The organism is Sporosarcina sp. D27 (assembly GCF_000586555.1).
Lineage (GTDB): Bacteria > Bacillota > Bacilli > Bacillales_A > Planococcaceae > Sporosarcina.
Genome location: NZ_AZUC01000007.1, coordinates 1 through 17,751 on the forward strand (window position 1 = coordinate 1; position 17,751 = coordinate 17,751).

General features: G+C 43.6%; 16 protein-coding genes and 1 other annotated feature. All 16 genes read right to left on the reverse strand.

The annotated features are described in order from the left end of the window. Positions 1-262: 262 nt before the first annotated feature. Positions 263-1,450, reverse strand: a complete 1,188-nt coding sequence (gene tuf / locus N693_RS0100380; RefSeq protein ID WP_025782818.1) for an elongation factor Tu — start codon at positions 1,448-1,450, stop codon at positions 263-265. A 121-nt stretch (positions 1,451-1,571) separates the two neighbouring features. Continuing rightward, positions 1,572-3,650 (reverse strand): elongation factor G, encoded by a 2,079-nt coding sequence (gene fusA / locus N693_RS0100385; protein WP_025782819.1) that lies wholly within the window; start codon positions 3,648-3,650, stop codon positions 1,572-1,574. Between the two features lie 51 nt (positions 3,651-3,701). Further along, entirely contained in the window at positions 3,702-4,172 is a 471-nt protein-coding gene (gene rpsG, locus N693_RS0100390) for a 30S ribosomal protein S7 (protein ID WP_025782820.1), read from the reverse strand. Positions 4,173-4,207: 35 nt separating this feature from the next. Further along, complete coding sequence (gene rpsL / locus N693_RS0100395) at positions 4,208-4,627, reverse strand: 30S ribosomal protein S12 (protein ID WP_025782821.1); 420 nt, start codon at positions 4,625-4,627, stop codon at positions 4,208-4,210. 100 nt (positions 4,628-4,727) lie between these two features. Further along, positions 4,728-4,976: a ribosomal L7Ae/L30e/S12e/Gadd45 family protein gene (locus N693_RS0100400; RefSeq protein WP_025782822.1), complete on the reverse strand. Its 249-nt coding sequence runs from the start codon at positions 4,974-4,976 to the stop codon at positions 4,728-4,730. Between the two features lie 123 nt (positions 4,977-5,099). Beyond that, positions 5,100-8,699, reverse strand: a complete 3,600-nt coding sequence (gene rpoC, locus N693_RS0100405; RefSeq protein ID WP_025782823.1) for a DNA-directed RNA polymerase subunit beta' — start codon at positions 8,697-8,699, stop codon at positions 5,100-5,102. Positions 8,700-8,799: 100 nt separating this feature from the next. Further along, positions 8,800-12,342 carry a DNA-directed RNA polymerase subunit beta gene (rpoB, locus tag N693_RS0100410; RefSeq protein ID WP_172643559.1) on the reverse strand — a complete coding sequence of 1,181 codons (3,543 nt, stop codon included), beginning with the start codon at positions 12,340-12,342 and terminating at the stop codon, positions 8,800-8,802. Between the two features lie 302 nt (positions 12,343-12,644). Further along, a complete protein-coding gene (locus N693_RS0100415; protein ID WP_025782825.1) occupies positions 12,645-13,247 on the reverse strand; it encodes a class I SAM-dependent methyltransferase in 603 nt (200 codons plus the stop codon). Between the two features lie 97 nt (positions 13,248-13,344). Next, positions 13,345-13,707: a 50S ribosomal protein L7/L12 gene (gene rplL / locus N693_RS0100420; protein ID WP_025782826.1), complete on the reverse strand. Its 363-nt coding sequence runs from the start codon at positions 13,705-13,707 to the stop codon at positions 13,345-13,347. Between the two features lie 61 nt (positions 13,708-13,768). Next, on the reverse strand, positions 13,769-14,269 hold the full coding sequence (gene rplJ / locus N693_RS0100425; protein WP_025782827.1) for a 50S ribosomal protein L10: 501 nt from the start codon (positions 14,267-14,269) through the stop codon (positions 13,769-13,771). A 35-nt stretch (positions 14,270-14,304) separates the two neighbouring features. Continuing rightward, positions 14,305-14,455, reverse strand: a sequence feature (ribosomal protein L10 leader region). A 42-nt stretch (positions 14,456-14,497) separates the two neighbouring features. After that, a complete protein-coding gene (gene rplA, locus N693_RS0100430; protein WP_025782828.1) occupies positions 14,498-15,196 on the reverse strand; it encodes a 50S ribosomal protein L1 in 699 nt (232 codons plus the stop codon). Positions 15,197-15,315: 119 nt separating this feature from the next. Beyond that, positions 15,316-15,741, reverse strand: coding sequence for a 50S ribosomal protein L11 (gene rplK, locus N693_RS0100435; RefSeq protein WP_025782829.1), 426 nt, complete (start codon positions 15,739-15,741; stop codon positions 15,316-15,318). Positions 15,742-15,916: 175 nt separating this feature from the next. Next, entirely contained in the window at positions 15,917-16,453 is a 537-nt protein-coding gene (gene nusG / locus N693_RS0100440) for a transcription termination/antitermination protein NusG (protein WP_025782830.1), read from the reverse strand. 109 nt (positions 16,454-16,562) lie between these two features. After that, a complete protein-coding gene (secE, locus tag N693_RS0100445; RefSeq protein WP_025782831.1) occupies positions 16,563-16,748 on the reverse strand; it encodes a preprotein translocase subunit SecE in 186 nt (61 codons plus the stop codon). 54 nt (positions 16,749-16,802) lie between these two features. Then, positions 16,803-16,952 (reverse strand): 50S ribosomal protein L33, encoded by a 150-nt coding sequence (gene rpmG / locus N693_RS19810; RefSeq protein ID WP_081759986.1) that lies wholly within the window; start codon positions 16,950-16,952, stop codon positions 16,803-16,805. A 96-nt stretch (positions 16,953-17,048) separates the two neighbouring features. Further along, positions 17,049-17,699: an RNA polymerase sporulation sigma factor SigH gene (gene sigH, locus N693_RS0100450; protein ID WP_025782832.1), complete on the reverse strand. Its 651-nt coding sequence runs from the start codon at positions 17,697-17,699 to the stop codon at positions 17,049-17,051. Positions 17,700-17,751: the final 52 nt, after the last annotated feature.

Consider the following 17,751-nt stretch of genomic DNA (forward strand, 5'->3'; position numbering starts at 1 on the left):
TTTATGAGCATTCTCCGAGCTTTATGAGCACTTTCTCTGGTTTATGAGCATTCTCCGAGCTTTATGAGCACTTCCTCCGGTTTATGAGCATTCTCCGAGCTTTATGAGCTCTTTCTCTGGTTTATGAGCATCCTTATACCTTTATGAGCACGTTCCACGATTTAGCTTGTCTCAGAAATTATTCTTAGCGAAAAAAATCTTATGTGCCTCCTATTGAGTGAGGAGAATTAAAAAACCCGCCACAAGGGCGGGTTTAAAGGTTTTACTTTTCGATTGTTGCTACAACGCCAGCTCCAACTGTACGTCCACCTTCACGGATTGAGAATTTAGTACCTTCTTCAATCGCGATTGGAGAGATCAGTTCGATTGTCATTTCAACGTTATCGCCAGGCATAACCATTTCTACGCCTTCTGGAAGTGAGATGATTCCAGTTACGTCAGTTGTACGGAAGTAGAACTGTGGGCGGTAGTTTGAGAAGAATGGAGTGTGACGTCCACCTTCTTCTTTTGATAGAACATAAACTTCAGACTTGAAGTTTGTGTGTGGCGTGATAGAACCTGGCTTAGCAAGTACTTGTCCACGCTCGATGTCTTCACGTGCTACACCACGAAGCAATGCTCCGATGTTGTCGCCAGCTTCAGCATAGTCAAGAAGTTTACGGAACATTTCTACACCTGTTACAGTTGTAGATTTAGGCTCTTCAGTCAAACCGATGATGTCAACAGTGTCGCCGACTTTAACTTGTCCACGCTCAACACGGCCAGTAGCAACTGTACCACGTCCTGTGATTGAGAATACGTCCTCAACAGGCATCATGAATGGCTTTTCAGTGTCGCGCTCTGGAGTTGGGATATAGCTATCAACAGCGTCCATAAGCTCAACGATTTTTTCTTCCCATGCTTCTTCGCCTTCAAGTGCTTTAAGTGCTGAACCTTTGATAACAGGAATGTCATCGCCAGGGAAGTCGTATTCAGAAAGAAGATCACGAATTTCCATTTCAACAAGCTCAAGAAGTTCTTCGTCGTCTACCATGTCACATTTGTTCATGAAGACTACCAAGTAAGGTACACCTACTTGACGTGAAAGAAGGATGTGCTCACGAGTTTGTGGCATTGGGCCGTCAGCTGCAGATACAACTAGGATTCCGCCGTCCATTTGAGCAGCGCCAGTGATCATGTTTTTAACATAGTCGGCGTGACCTGGGCAGTCTACGTGTGCGTAGTGACGAGTTGCTGTTTCGTATTCAACGTGTGAAGTATTGATTGTGATACCACGTTCTTTTTCTTCTGGTGCGTTATCAACGTCAGCGTATGAACGTGCTTCACCGCCACCGCGCTTTGCAAGTACTGTTGCGATTGCAGCAGTCAAAGTTGTTTTACCGTGGTCAACGTGACCAATTGTACCAACGTTAGCGTGTGTTTTGGACCGATCGAATTTTTCTTTAGCCATTTTGGAGTTCCTCCTCTAAATTGAGTATGATTTTAGTTTTATAGATATGGAGCGAAGGCCGCGCGACCTCCGTTTCCATAGCTTACAAGGTAGTTATACTTGATTTAAAGCCAAATTTCAATTATTGGCCTTTATTTTTCTTAATGACTTCTTCAGCAATTGACTTCGGCACTTCTTCGTAGTGGTCGAAAGTCATTGAGAATACGCCGCGTCCTTGCGTGTTCGAACGTAGAGATGTCGCATAACCGAACATTTCTGCCAAAGGAACCATTGCACGAACGACTTGTGCATTACCGCGTGCGTCCATTCCTTCTACGCGTCCACGACGAGAAGTGATGTCACCCATAATATCTCCCATGTATTCGTCTGGGATGATGACTTCAACTTTCATTGTTGGCTCGAGTAGTACTGGATCACATTTAGATACTGCATTTTTCAAAGCCATAGATGCTGCGATTTTGAAGGCCATTTCGTTTGAGTCGACATCATGGTAAGAACCGTCGAATAGACGAGCCTTAATGTCGATCAAAGGATAACCTGCAAGAACACCGTTATTAAGGGAGTCACGCACACCTGCTTCGATTGCTGGAATGTATTCACGAGGAACTACACCACCAACGATGTTGTTCTTGAATTCAAATCCTGCGCCCTCTTCGTTTGGTTCGAATTCGATCCAAACGTGTCCGAATTGTCCACGTCCACCAGACTGACGTACGAATTTACCTTCGACTTCAGCACCTTTGCGGAACGTTTCACGATAAGATACTTGAGGAGCACCAACGTTTGCTTCCACTTTGAATTCACGCTTCAAACGGTCAACGATGATATCCAAGTGGAGCTCACCCATACCCGCGATAATGACTTCACCAGTTTCCTGGTCAGTGTGTGCACGGAACGTTGGATCTTCTTCTTGAAGTTTACCTAGAGCTTGTCCCATTTTGTCTTGGTCTGCCTTTGTTTTCGGCTCGATCGCAACAGAGATAACTGGCTCAGGGAATTCCATAGATTCAAGAATGATCAATGCTTTGTCGTCACAAAGTGTATCGCCAGTTCCTGTATCTTTAAGTCCAACAGCAGCAGCAATTTCTCCTGCGTGAACTTCGGAAATTTCTTCACGGTGGTTAGCATGCATTTGTAGGATACGACCTACGCGCTCACGCTTGTCTTTTGAAGAGTTCTTGATATATGAACCCGACTGCAAGACACCTGAGTAAACACGGAAGAATGTAAGTTTACCGACGTAAGGGTCAGTCATAACTTTGAACGCAAGTGCAGAGAATGGTGCTTCATCGCTAGCTTTACGTTCTTCTTCTTGTTCAGTTTCAGGGTTGATCCCCATCATTGGTGGAAGATCAGTTGGAGCTGGCAAGTAGTCGATGACAGCATCTAGTACAAGTTGAACTCCTTTGTTTTTGAAAGCAGTACCACAAACAACTGGGTAGAATTCTACAGCCAATGTTGCTTTACGGATTGCATTTTTAAGTTCTTCGACTGAGAGTTCTTCTCCGCCAAGGTATTTTTCCATGAGAACTTCATCGAAATCTACGATAGCTTCAACCAAACGCTCGCGAGCTTTTTCTGCATCCGCGCGGTATTCTTCAGGAATTTCTCCGACTTCAACGTTCATACCAGTATCATCTGGATAGAAGTTAGCTTTCATTTCGACTAGGTCGATGATTGCTTCGAAGTCATCTTCCGCACCAATTGGTAATTGGATTGGGTGAGCATTCGCTTGAAGACGGTCGTGGAGTGTGCCAACCGAGTAAAGGAAGTCAGCTCCAGTTTTGTCCATCTTGTTGACAAATACGATACGTGGAACGCCGTATGTTGTCGCTTGACGCCAAACTGTTTCTGTCTGTGGTTCAACACCAGATTGTGCATCAAGAACCGTTACAGCACCATCAAGTACACGAAGTGAACGTTCAACTTCAACAGTGAAGTCTACGTGTCCTGGAGTATCGATGATGTTTACACGGTGGCCTTTCCAACTTGCAGTTGTCGCAGCTGAAGTGATCGTGATTCCACGCTCTTGCTCCTGCTCCATCCAGTCCATCTGAGATGCACCTTCGTGCGTTTCTCCGATTTTGTGGATACGACCTGTGTAATAAAGGATCCGCTCAGTCGTTGTTGTTTTACCAGCATCGATGTGAGCCATGATACCAATGTTACGAGTATTCTCTAAGGAGAACTCTCTACCCATTTTGTATTGCTCCTTCCATATAGGAATAACGAATTAATGAACGAATGGATCTTACCAGCGGTAGTGAGCGAATGCTTTGTTCGCTTCTGCCATCTTGTGCATTTCTTCACGACGCTTAACAGATGCGCCTGTGTTGTTTGATGCGTCAAGAATTTCGTTCGCAAGACGTTCTTCCATTGTCTTTTCACCACGAGTACGTGAATAGTTCACAAGGTAACGGAGACCAAGAGTCGTACGTCGCTCTGGACGAACTTCTACTGGTACTTGATAGTTAGCTCCACCTACACGGCGTGCACGAACTTCAAGAACTGGCATTACGTTGTTAAGTGCTGCTTCAAATACTTCAATCGGATCATTTCCAGAACGTTCTTTAACAAGTTCGAACGCACCGTATAAAATTTTCTGAGAAGTACCTTTCTTACCGTCTACCATCATTTTGTTGATGAGGCGGCTGACAAGCTTCGAATTATAAATTGGATCTGGCAAAACGTCACGTTTTGCAACTGGACCTTTACGAGGCATGGGGTGTTCCTCCTTTCAAAATAGTTGCTAATTTATTATTTTTTCTCTTTTGGCTTTTTCGCACCGTAGTGTGAACGACTTTGCATACGGCCAGTTACACCAGCAGTATCAAGTGCTCCACGTACGATGTGGTAACGTACACCCGGTAAGTCTTTTACTTTACCTCCACGGATTAGAACAACACTGTGCTCTTGAAGGTTGTGACCTTCACCAGGGATATAAGCGTTAACTTCCAATGTGTTTGTCAAACGTACACGAGCATATTTACGAAGAGCCGAGTTTGGCTTCTTCGGAGTCATTGTGCCCACACGTGTGCAGACACCTCGTTTTTGTGGCGAGTTGACATTCGTCATTGACTTTTTGAAACTGTTATACGTTTTTCCAAGTGCCGGAGCTTTTGAACCGCTAGTATTCGACTGGCGAGGTTTGCGGACCAATTGGTTAATTGTAGGCATCGGTTTTTCCTCCTTCCAACTTCTTTTTAAGACCACACATCCAGGTGGTTCATTTTTTGGGTAAAAACAAAGGCTTTGCACATTTTTTGCGCAAAAACCGTTAATCAGTGATGACGACCACTGATGCAGCTACTTGAATGCCGCATGCTTTTCCAAGTTCATCCCGAGAATCAACATATGATAATGGAACTCCTTGACGAGCTGCTTCTTCAATTACAGGGGTGGTTACCCGCTCTTCTGCATCTTGTGCAATGAAGACTTCATGCGCCTTATTCAGACGAATCGTTTTCACCGCTTGCTTTGTACCGATGATCAGCTTCTTTGCCTGAGTGACTTTATCATAAGACATGATGACATCCTCCAAAGTACAGACATTCAACTATCAACCTTTTGTATAGTACCATTTGTAAGAGTTCGTGTCAACAATAAAAAGAAAAACGGGAGGAGTTATCCCCTCCCATTTTCAATTTCATTACTCTGCTGGGACTGCGTCTTCTTCTACTTCCTCGTCACGATCCATTTCAATCCCACGATAACGTTGCATACCAGTTCCTGCTGGAATGAGCTTACCGATGATAACATTCTCTTTCAAGCCGAGAAGATCATCAGTTTTGCCTTTGATAGCAGCATCCGTCAATACGCGTGTTGTTTCTTGGAACGATGCAGCAGAAAGGAATGATTCTGTTTCTAGTGACGCCTTTGTAATACCAAGGATTACAGGACGTGCTGTCGCTGGAAGCTTGTTAGCTTTAAGAACTTTTCCATTGGCATCCGCAAACTGATGGATGTCGAGTAGTGAGCCTGGTAGCAGATCTGTGTCACCAGCTTCAATGACGCGAACTTTGCGCATCATTTGACGAACCATGACTTCAACGTGCTTATCCCCGATTTCAACACCCTGCATCCGGTATACTTTCTGTACTTCTTTAAGAAGGTATTCCTGAACAGTTGAAACGTCTTTAACAACGATCAATTCTTTAGGATCAATCGAACCTTCAGTCAATGCTTGACCGCGTTCGATCTCATCTCCAACATCAACTTTCAAACGACCATTGTATGGAGCGAGGTATTTACGTGTTTCCACGTCACCTTTAATTGTGATTTCTTTCTGTCCTTCACGAATCTCATCGATATCTGTAACAGTACCTTTGATTTGTGAAATAACAGCTTGCCCTTTAGGATTACGTGATTCGAAGATCTCCTGGATACGCGGAAGACCTTGTGTAATATCGTCTCCTGCTACACCACCTGTGTGGAACGTACGCATTGTAAGCTGTGTACCTGGTTCACCGATTGACTGAGCTGCAATAATTCCAACTGCTTCTCCAACTTCAACCTCTTCTCCAGTTGCCAAGTTAATGCCGTAACATTTCTTACACACACCATGTTTAGTATTACATGTGAACGCCGAACGGATCGACATTGATGTAATGCCTGCACCGATGATTGCCTGAGAGATATCCGCTGTAATAAGCTGATCTTTTTCCACCAAGACTTCCCCTGTTTCAGGATGAAGTACTTTCTTCTTAGCGTGACGACCTTCAATACGCTCTTCAAGCGGTTCGATCATTTCAACGCCTTCAGTAAGTGCTGAAATTTCAAGACCACGATCCGTTCCACAGTCGTCTTCACGAACAATGACATCTTGTGCCACATCAACAAGACGACGTGTAAGATATCCTGAGTCAGCCGTTTTAAGGGCTGTATCAGCAAGTCCTTTACGAGCACCGTGTGTTGAGATGAAGTACTCGAGAACAGTGAGTCCTTCACGGAACGATGACTTGATCGGCAATTCAATGATACGTCCTGCCGGGTTGGCCATCAGTCCGCGCATACCTGCGAGTTGTGTAAAGTTTGATGCGTTACCACGAGCTCCGGAGTCACTCATCATGAAGATCGGGTTTGTGTCTTCTAGAGAGTCCATCAGCTTGCCTTGGATAACGTCTTTCGCATGACTCCAGTAGGAAATGACACGATCATATCGTTCTTCGTCTGTAATCAGACCTCGACGGAATTGTTGTGTCACTTTATCTACTTTCGCTTGAGCGTCTTGCAAAATTTCGTGCTTGTCTGGAAGTACCACGATATCAGCGATACCAATTGTAATTCCGGCGCGCGTAGAATATTTGAATCCAAGATTCTTCATACGGTCAAGCATTTTAGAAGTTTCAGTAATGTGGAATCTACGGAAGATCTCAGCAATAATATTCCCGAGGATTTTCTTCTTAAATGGTGAAACAATCTCTGCGGCTTGAACGTGTTTTTGAATATCTGTCGTACCTGGAACAAAATATTTCGCAGGTGTTTCGACTTGCAGATTATGTGTAGTTGGTTCATTGATATACGGGAAAGATTCAGGAAGAATCTCGTTAAAGATTACTTTACCTACTGTCGTAATTAGCAATTGACTATTCTGTTCCTCTGTAAACGTTGGGTTTTTGAGAGAGCTAGCCGCAATCGCAATTCGAGAGTGCAAGTGCACATGTCCATTTTGATATGCGATAAGTGCTTCGTTCACATTACTAAACGTTTTACCTTCTCCAACAACACCACTTCGCTCAAGAGTTAAGTAATAGTTACCAAGTACCATATCCTGTGAAGGTGTTACAACTGGCTTACCGTCCTTAGGGTTCAAGATGTTTTGCGCAGCCAACATAAGAAGACGCGCTTCTGCTTGCGCTTCTGCTGATAGAGGTACGTGTACAGCCATTTGGTCACCATCGAAGTCGGCGTTATACGCTGTACATACGAGTGGGTGAAGCTGAATAGCGCGACCTTCTACAAGCATCGGTTCAAACGCTTGGATTCCAAGACGGTGAAGAGTAGGTGCTCGGTTCAAGAGAACTGGGTGCTCCTTAATTACCTCTTCCAGGACATCCCATACTTCTGAATGCAACCGCTCGATTTTACGTTTTGCGCTCTTAATGTTGTGCGCAAGACCGCGTTCAACGAGTTCTTTCATAACGAATGGTTTAAACAACTCAATCGCCATTTCTTTCGGAAGTCCACACTGATACATTTTCAAGTTAGGTCCTACGACGATAACTGAACGACCTGAGTAGTCAACACGTTTACCAAGTAAGTTTTGACGGAAACGTCCTTGCTTACCTTTCAACATGTGAGAAAGAGATTTCAATGGACGGTTACCCGGTCCAGTTACAGGACGTCCACGACGACCGTTATCCACGAGAGCATCGACAGCTTCTTGAAGCATACGTTTCTCGTTTTGAACGATGATTCCTGGCGCACCAAGATCCAATAGACGCTTCAAACGGTTGTTCCGGTTAATCACTCGGCGATATAGATCATTCAGATCGGAAGTCGCGAAACGACCACCATCTAATTGAACCATCGGACGTAGCTCAGGCGGAACAACAGGAAGTACTTCAAGAACCATCCATTCAGGATGATTTCCAGAGTTACGGAATGATTCCACAACTTCCAAACGACGGATCGCACGTGTGCGACGCTGTCCTTGAACTGTCTTAAGCTCTTCCTTCAAGCTCTCTGTTTCTTTGTCTAAATCTATTGCAGATAAAAGTTGTTCAATAGCTTCAGCACCCATAAGCGCTTGGAACTTAGAGCCGTACTTTTCACGATACAACCGATACTCTTTTTCAGAGAGTAGTTGTTTACGCTCAAGTGGCGTATCCGCTGGATCGACAACTACGTAAGAAGCAAAATAGATTACTTCTTCTAGCGCACGTGGTGTCATGTCGAGGATAAGTCCCATTCGGCTAGGAATCCCTTTGAAGTACCAAATGTGTGTTACTGGTGCTGCAAGTTCAATGTGACCCATACGTTCACGGCGAACTTTCTGACGCGTGACTTCTACGCCACAGCGGTCACAAACGACACCTTTATAACGAACACGCTTATACTTACCACAATGACATTCCCAGTCCTTTGTAGGTCCGAAAATACGTTCACAGAACAACCCATCTTTTTCAGGCTTCAATGTACGATAATTGATTGTTTCAGGCTTCTTTACCTCACCATAAGACCAAGAACGGATCTTATCAGGAGAAGCTAGCCCTATTTTCATATACTCAAAATTATTAACATCTACCAAGGAGCCTACCTCCCTCTTGTCTAGTCGCTGACTTGCTGGCCCTGTTATACCATTTAAAAAAGGGGGACAGTGCCCCCATTTATTAACTTTCGCTTACGAATCAGACTGGTTGGTCTTCCTTCATAAGGTTTAACGCATCCGTTGGCTGCATATCATCGTCTTCTTCTAAGTCACGTAATTCAATTTCCTCGAAGTCTTCGGATAGCATTTTAACATCCAATCCTAGACTTTGAAGTTCTTTAATTAGAACCTTAAAGGATTCTGGTACACCTGGTTGAGGAACGCTGTCGCCTTTAACAATCGCTTCATACGTTTTCACTCGACCCACGACGTCATCCGACTTCACTGTCAAAATCTCTTGAAGTGTATAAGCCGCACCATAAGCCTCGAGTGCCCAAACTTCCATCTCTCCGAAACGCTGTCCACCGAACTGGGCTTTACCGCCGAGTGGCTGTTGCGTAACCAATGAATATGGTCCCGTAGAACGGGCGTGAAGTTTGTCATCAACCATGTGGGCAAGTTTGATCATGTACATGATTCCGACAGATACACGGTTGTCGAACGCTTCACCAGAACGACCGTCATAAAGAACAGTCTTCCCGTCACGATCCATTCCCGCTTCTTCCATCGTATCCCATACATCTTGTTCGTTTGCACCATCAAATACAGGAGAAGCCATGTGAACGCCTAGCGCACGGCCAGCCATTCCAAGGTGCATCTCGAGTACCTGTCCGATGTTCATACGTGATGGTACACCCAGTGGGTTAAGCATGACATCTACCGGTGTTCCATCAGGCATAAATGGCATATCAGATTCAGGTAGAATCCGTGAGATAACCCCTTTGTTACCGTGACGTCCGGCCATCTTATCTCCAACAGAAATTTTACGTTTCTGAACGATGTAGACACGAACTAGTTGGTTTACGCCAGGTGCGAGTTCATCGCCATCTTCACGATTAAACACTTTCACATCAAGAACGATACCACCCGCTCCGTGAGGTACACGAAGTGATGTATCACGAACTTCACGCGCTTTCTCACCAAAGATTGCATGTAGTAGACGTTCTTCTGCAGTTAGTTCCGTTACACCCTTAGGCGTCACTTTACCAACCAAGATATCTCCATCATGAACTTCAGCACCAATACGGATAATTCCACGGTCGTCTAAGTTGCGAAGTGCATCTTCACCGATGTTTGGAATATCACGTGTGATTTCTTCTGGTCCAAGTTTCGTATCACGAGCATCTGATTCATATTCTTCGATATGGACAGAAGTGAAGACGTCATCTTTAACAAGACGTTCGCTCATGATGATCGCATCCTCGTAGTTGTAACCATCCCATGTCATGAAAGCAATAAGGATATTCTGACCAAGAGCCATTTCTCCTTTTTCCATTGACGGGCCATCTGCGAGAATATCTTTCTTAGAAACCCGATCCCCAACACTCACGATTGGGCGTTGGTTGTAACAAGTTCCTTGGTTTGAACGGATAAAGTTCGATAGACGATAGACGTCAAGGTCACCCTTAACTTCTTTTCCTTCTACCGTGTTGATACGACGAACGCGGATTTCTTTCGCTTCCACGTGTTCAACGATTCCTTCATGCTTCGATACAACAGCAGCTCCTGAGTCACGTGCTGATACGTGCTCCATTCCTGTACCTACGAAAGGTGCTTTCGGGTTCAGAAGAGGTACTGCTTGTCGTTGCATGTTCGCTCCCATGAGCGCGCGGTTGGAGTCATCATTTTCCAAGAACGGGATACATGCTGTCGCCGCAGAAACAACCTGCTTCGGAGATACATCCATGTAATCAATCTGATCACGCTTGAATACAGTGTTATCACCTTGGAAACGTCCTACCACTTCTTCGTTAGCAAAAGAACCGTCTTCGTTCAGAATCGCATTGGCTTGAGCAACTACATAGTTATCTTCCAAGTCAGCTGTTAGATAATCGATACGTGATGTCACGCGTCCAGTATCCGGATCTACTTTTCGATAAGGAGTCTCAATAAAACCGAACTTATTTACTTTTGCAAATGTAGAAAGGGTATTAATGAGCCCGATATTCGGTCCCTCAGGTGTCTCGATAGGACACATACGCCCGTAATGGGAGTAGTGAACGTCACGGACTTCCATACCAGCACGTTCACGTGTTAAACCACCAGGTCCAAGTGCAGATAGTCTACGCTTATGCGTCAACTCTGCAAGAGGGTTTGTTTGGTCCATGAACTGGGATAACTGAGAGCTACCAAAGAACTCTTTAATAGACGCGATAACAGGTCTAATGTTAATCAGTTGTTGAGGTACAATCGATTGCGTGTCATTAATAGACATACGCTCCTTGACCACACGTTCCATACGAGACAAACCGATACGGAATTGGTTTTGCAGAAGTTCCCCGACAGAACGGAGACGTCTGTTCCCTAGATGGTCGATGTCATCTGTGGCGCCCACTCCGTGTAGCAAGTTGAAGAAGAAGCTGATGGAAGCGATGATATCTGAAGGTGTAACATGTTTAATGGAATCGTCAATTACGCCATTAGAAATGACATTAATGATTTGACCTTCTTCGCCTTTTGGAGCGTAGATTTTCACAGATTGAATGCGAATGTCGTCTTCTAGCACGCCACCCATCTGTTTCAAATCTTCTACTCCAACGCCTTGTTCAAAATAAGGAAGTAATTTATCCAACATACGACGATCAATTAGTTGTCCTTTTTCAATGAGAATTTCTCCTGTTTCAGGGTCCGCAAGAGTTTCTGCAATTGTTTGGTTGAACAAACGATTTTGAAGGTGTAGTTTTTTGTTCATTTTATACCGACCGACATTTGCTAAGTCATAACGTTTAGCATCAAAGAAGCGAGAGAACAGCAAGTTTTTCGCGCTATCTAAAGTCGGTGGTTCACCCGGACGTAAACGCTCATAAATTTCGAGAAGTGCTTTCTCCGAGTTTTCCGTATTATCTTTTTCAAGAGAGTTTCGGAGGTATTCATTATCACCGATTAAATCGATAATCTCCTGATCACTTGAAAAACCAAGGGCACGTAAGAGGACTGTAATTGGCAGTTTGCGAGTGCGATCGATTCGAACGTGAACAACATCTTTTGCGTCCGTTTCGTATTCGAGCCATGCGCCACGGTTAGGAATGACTGTTGCACCAAATCCGCGTTTACCATTTTTGTCTGTCTTATCGTTGAAATATACGCTAGGTGATCGGACGAGCTGAGAAACGATAACCCGCTCAGCACCATTGATTATAAAAGTACCATTTTCTGTCATTAACGGGAAGTCCCCCATAAAGACATCTTGCTCTTTGACATCATCAGTTTCTTTATTGTGCAAACGGACTTTCACCCGAAGTGGCGCAGCGTATGTTACGTCGCGTTCCTTTGACTCATCCACTGGATATTTAGGCTCGCCAAGCTGATAATCGACAAATTCCAATGACAGATTTCCGGTAAAGTCTTGGATTGGAGAAATATCGTGGAACATTTCCCGCAGTCCCTCTTCCAAAAACCACTCATAAGATTCCGTCTGAATTTCAATCAGATTCGGCAGATCAAGTACTTCGCTAATTCTCGCGAAACTTCTGCGCTGACGGTGTTGACCATACTGAACTAAGTGATTTGTCAACTCTTTCACCCCTCATAAGACATTAATAGAGCTAGTTTGGTCCCCTGGCAATTTCGGGCCGGTTCGAAATTGGCGCCAAGTCTAACCAAACACCTCATAAAAGTCTTTCCGAAATCAAAAAAATAGTGTATGATATCGAAAAAACAAAAAGAAAACGAGTTCCGGCTAGAGCTCATTTTCGATTTACCAATCTTTTATCCAACGTCAGTATACCTAACATTTTCATTACTTATGCAAACGCATAAAAAGGCACACGAATGCAGTATATTTATTGTTGCATTTTATAATGCTATCACAACGCTTGCACGGCGTCAATGTTTTTTTGACTTGATGATGTAATACCCCTTGCTTTTCTCCACAATTTCTGCATTACCGAATAACTCCTCTAATCTCGCAATAGTCGATGGAGCCCCCTGCTTTTTCTGAATGACCACCCATAGTTCGCCACCAATAGCTAAGTGTTCACTTGCTTGATCATAAATTTTAAAAACAGTTTCTTTCCCAGCTCGAATTGGAGGATTTGTTAATATTGAAGCGAACTCTTTTGTTTCAACGTCATCTAACGCATCACTTGCATAAATCTCAACGTTTTCAATATTATTTCTTTGGGAATTGGTCCGGGATAGAGCTAATGCACGTTCGTTCACGTCCACCATCTGGATCGTCCGGTCTTTTAACAATGAAGCTATAGAAATTCCTACTGGTCCGTATCCACACCCCACATCAAGAATATCTCCCTCAATTTCCGGAGCACAGAATGCATCAATGAGTAGACGTGAACCAAAGTCCACTTCCCCTTTACTAAATACGCCTGCATCAGTTACAAAAACAAAGCTTGTTCCGCGCAAATTCGTTGTCCATTGCTTCGGCTCGCTTTTCACATTGGGATTTTTCGAATAGTAATGCTCAGCCATATGAATACCCCCTACTGTTCACTTATTAAATCCGGGTATAAAAAAAACGAAGAAAAACCCGTCGACAAAGACGAGGTTTTTCTTCGTAGTTCACTAATTACTTAACTTCTACAGAAGCGCCTACTTCTTCAAGCTTAGCTTTGATTTCTTCAGCTTCAGCTTTTTCTACGCCTTCTTTGATAGCTTTAGGTGCGTTATCAACAACTTCTTTCGCTTCTTTCAAGCCTAGGCCAGTGATTTCGCGAACGACTTTGATGACTTTGATTTTTTGGTCTCCAGCAGAAGCTAGTACTACGTCGAATTCAGTCTGCTCAGCAGCTGCATCTCCAGCACCTGCGCCAGCCATAGCTACAGGAGCTGCAGCAGTTACGCCAAATTCTTCTTCGATTGCTTTTACTAGGTCGTTAAGTTCAAGAACTGTCATTTCTTTGATAGCGCCTAAGATTTGTTCGTTAGTCATTATAGTTCCTCCTAATGGGTATGTTTTGCGAGTTAGCTCGCTAATGGGTCAAGATGCGATATTACGCGCCTTGTTCTTCTTTTTGGTCTGCAACGGCTTTTGTAGCCAACGCGAAGTTGCGCATTGGAGCTTGAAGCACGCTGAGTAGCATAGAGAGAAGTCCTTCGCGTGAAGGAAGAGTCGCCAATGCTTTTACTTCTTCAACAGAAGCAAGTGCACCTTCGATGACACCCGCTTTGATTTCCAAAGCTTCGTTGTCTTTAGCGAAGTTGTTGATGATTTTTGCGGGTGCGATTACATCTTCAGTTGAAAACGCAATTGCGTTCGGTCCTGTAAGATGTTCGTTCAGCCCTTCAAGACCTGATGCTTCAGCCGCACGGCGAGCCATCGAGTTTTTGTAGACTTTGAATTCAACGCCTGCTTCACGAAGTTGCTTACGAAGTTCAGTTGCTTGCGCAACGTTAAGACCACGATAGTCAACAACAACCATTGAAGCAGATGCTTTCATCTTTTCTGCGATTTCAGTTACTACTGCTTGTTTCGCTTCTAATACTTTGCTCATCTTGACACCTCCTGTTTAGTGTAGGGGCATTTATACCATATGCATAAAAAACCCTCCGATCTGACTAGCAGACGGAGGGTTGGAAAGTCGTCATCTTTTTACTGTTAAAAAGAGCGTCTTGTCCCTCGGCAGGAATATTAAGTGGATGCCCACTCCTGCTGTCTGCGGTACAAATCGTATATTGCAACAAACGTTATCCTACCAAACGATAGGGCGTATGTCAACTAATTATTTTACATTTACTGAAGAAGGGTTGATCTTTACAGCAGGTCCCATTGTAGTTGTTAAGTTAACAGACTTCATGTAAGTACCTTTTGCTGCAGCTGGTTTAGCCTTCTGGATTACTTCAAATACAGTTGCAAGGTTTTCTGCAAGTTTTTCGTTTTCGAAAGAAACTTTACCGATTGGAGCGTGGATGATTCCAGCTTTGTCCGCACGATATTCAACCTTACCTGCTTTGATTTCTTGAACTGCTTTTGTAACGTCGAATGTCACTGTGCCAGTTTTCGGGTTCGGCATAAGACCTTTTGGTCCAAGTACACGTCCGATTTTACCAACTTCACCCATCATATCAGGAGTCGCTACGATTACATCGAAATCGAACCATCCTTGTTGGATTTTAGTGATGTATTCAGCATCGCCTACAAAATCAGCGCCTGCTGCTTCAGCTTCTTTAAGCTTTTCACCTTTAGCGAAAACGAGTACACGTTGTGTTTTACCAGTTCCATTAGGCAGTACAACTGCTCCACGGATTTGCTGATCGTTTTTACGTGTGTCGATTCCTAGACGGAAAGCCACTTCTACTGTTGCATCAAAGTTTGTTGTGCTTGTCTTTTTAGCGAGTTCGATCGCTTCTGTTAAGTCGTATGCCGTTGTGCGGTCAACAAGCTTTGCAGCTTCTACGAACTTCTTACCTCTTTTAGCCATCAGATATTTCCTCCTCGATTGTGGTTTTAGCGGAATAAACCTCCCACGATTAAGGGTTGCCGTGTTCTATAGAACAACCGCAACCCCCATAAAAACATACAATAGAATTAGGTTTCAGATCAGTCTTCGATCGTGATTCCCATACTGCGAGCAGTACCTTCAACCATTGCCATCGCTGCTTCAACTGATGCAGCATTCAAATCTTGCATTTTTTGTTCAGCGATTTCTTTAACTTGATCACGTTTCACGACAGCAACTTTCTTTTTGTTTGGTTCGCCTGAACCCTTTTGGATTTTAGCTGCAACCTTCAACAAAACCGCTGCTGGCGGAGTTTTTGTGATGAATGTAAATGAACGATCTTCGAATACAGTGATTTCAACAGGAATAATAAGACCTGCTTGGTCAGATGTACGCGCATTGAATTCTTTACAGAATCCCATGATATTGACACCTGCCTGACCGAGCGCCGGTCCGACTGGCGGTGCTGGATTTGCTTTTCCTGCTGGAATTTGCAATTTCACAAGCTTGATTACTTTTTTAGCCACGAGACACACCTCCTTAAGTCCGTGATGTGGTATTTGGGTTGCCCCTCCCACTCAATATGTGCCTGCCGGCAAATGCCGGTAGAATTTTGTTAAGACGTTCAGACATTTCTATGTCTGACCTTTGAAATAATATCACTATTTCACAGGTTTTGCAAGAGGGAACAAATTAATTTTTTTAGCTTGTTCGTTCAACTTGTTCAAAGTCGAGTTCCATATTCGTTTCGCGACCGAACATGTCTACAGATACTTTGACTTTCCCTTGGTCAAGTTCGATTTCTTCAACTTTACCTTGGAACCCAGCGAATGGTCCTTCTAATACCTCTACCATTTCACCAATTTCAAAATCGACTTCCAATTTGCGATCCTTCACACCCATTTGTTTCAAGATGAATGTCACTTCTTCAGGAAGTAATGGTGTCGGTTTTGCTCCACCACCTGATGAACCGATGAATCCTGTGACGCCTGGAGTGTTCCGCACAACATACCACGAATCATCCGTCATTATAATTTCTACAAGAACATAACCAGGGAAGGTTTTACGCATTACCGTCCGCTTTTTACCTTCTTTGAAATCTGTTTCTTCTTCTTCTGGAACAATTACGCGGAAGATCTTATCTTGCATCCCCATTGTTTCAACGCGCTTTTCAAGATTTGCTTTCACTTTGTTTTCATACCCTGAGTACGTATGGACGACGTACCAATTTTTCTCCATTTCCATATCGATGAGGACTGCTCGTCCGTCCCTCCTTTTTTGTTCAAATGAAAAAACCCGCTCTTTCAGTTAGACGGGATATTTTCAGTATGCGATTCAAAGTACTCTATTATAACGAAACATACCATTCCATTACTCGTGACAAGCCAAGATCCACGAGACCAAAATAGACGGCCATGAAGACTACTGTACTGATAACCACGATTGTGTAGCGAGTCAGTTCTTTACGTTTCGGCCAGCTGACTTTCCGCATTTCCGTGACAACATTTTTAAAGAAACTTGTTATCTTACCCATTCTTTTACAAACCTCCGAATAGTAGATATGACGGCCTCAAGTCTAGCCAGACCCTCACGCTGTTTGTCTGTGTAACGTATGCTCATTGCAATGACTGCAGTGTTTCTTCAGAACCAGCCGTTCAGTTGTTTTATTACTACTTGCCGGAAGTGAATAGTTTCTGGAGCCGCATTTTTCACAGCTTACTACAATTTTTTTAGACATATCTAGTGAACACCTAGTCTTTCCATAGTCTTGATAAAGAGTACCACCTAACCTATTCCCTGTCAATGCAAGGATAGTCAGAAAATTGGCGATGCTTTACGTAACAACATCAACCTGCATATATCGTTCAAGCTTGCGTTTAATGCGCTGTAGTGCATTATCCACCGATTTGACTTGACGATTTAGTTCTTCCGAGATTTCTTGATAAGACTGCCCATCCAGATAGAGACCGAGCACTTCTTTTTCAAGACTGCTCAAGACTTTGTTCATCTCCACTTCCATTTGAACAAAATTCTCTTTGTAAATCATTAAGTCTTCAGGATCATCGTTCACTGAACCTGTCAGAACATCCATTAAAGTACGATCCGATTCTTCGTCATATACAGGCTTGTCCAAAGATACGGATGAATTAAGAGGAATGTGTTTTTGTCTAGTAGCTGTTTTTATAGCCGTGATGATCTGCCGTTTAATACACAGCTCTGCAAATCCTTTGAACGAGCTAAGGCGATCTTCACGGAAGTCACGAATCGCCTTATATAATCCAATCATACCTTCTTGGATTATATCTTCTTTGTCTCCGCCCATCATGAAGTAAGAACGCGCTTTCATTCTAACAAATGATTGATATTTAGTAATGAGAAAGTCGAGTGCATCTGTGTTTCCTTCTTGAATAATCCCGATTAATTGTTCATCGGAAAAGGTACTGAAGTCTACTGTTCTAGGTGCATAAGCTGTCTTTTCCGCCATTCCCCATCACTCCGATTTATCATACTAGTTAGTCAATTATAGCGCAAGGGAT

Coding starts and splice junctions, on each gene's coding strand:
- rplJ (WP_025782827.1), bottom strand. CDS start 14,269: ATGAGCAAAGTATTAGAAGCGAAACAAGCAGTAGTAACTGAAATCGCA.
- sigH (WP_025782832.1), bottom strand. CDS start 17,699: ATGGCGGAAAAGACAGCTTATGCACCTAGAACAGTAGACTTCAGTACC.
- N693_RS0100400 (WP_025782822.1), bottom strand. CDS start 4,976: ATGTCTTATGATAAAGTCACTCAGGCAAAGAAGCTGATCATCGGTACA.
- rplL (WP_025782826.1), bottom strand. CDS start 13,707: ATGACTAACGAACAAATCTTAGGCGCTATCAAAGAAATGACAGTTCTT.
- secE (WP_025782831.1), bottom strand. CDS start 16,748: ATGGGTAAGATAACAAGTTTCTTTAAAAATGTTGTCACGGAAATGCGG.
- rpmG (WP_081759986.1), bottom strand. CDS start 16,952: ATGTCTAAAAAAATTGTAGTAAGCTGTGAAAAATGCGGCTCCAGAAAC.
- rpsG (WP_025782820.1), bottom strand. CDS start 4,172: ATGCCTCGTAAAGGTCCAGTTGCAAAACGTGACGTTTTGCCAGATCCA.
- N693_RS0100415 (WP_025782825.1), bottom strand. CDS start 13,247: ATGGCTGAGCATTACTATTCGAAAAATCCCAATGTGAAAAGCGAGCCG.
- nusG (WP_025782830.1), bottom strand. CDS start 16,453: ATGGAGAAAAATTGGTACGTCGTCCATACGTACTCAGGGTATGAAAAC.
- rplA (WP_025782828.1), bottom strand. CDS start 15,196: ATGGCTAAAAGAGGTAAGAAGTTCGTAGAAGCTGCAAAGCTTGTTGAC.
- tuf (WP_025782818.1), bottom strand. CDS start 1,450: ATGGCTAAAGAAAAATTCGATCGGTCCAAAACACACGCTAACGTTGGT.
- fusA (WP_025782819.1), bottom strand. CDS start 3,650: ATGGGTAGAGAGTTCTCCTTAGAGAATACTCGTAACATTGGTATCATG.
- rpsL (WP_025782821.1), bottom strand. CDS start 4,627: ATGCCTACAATTAACCAATTGGTCCGCAAACCTCGCCAGTCGAATACT.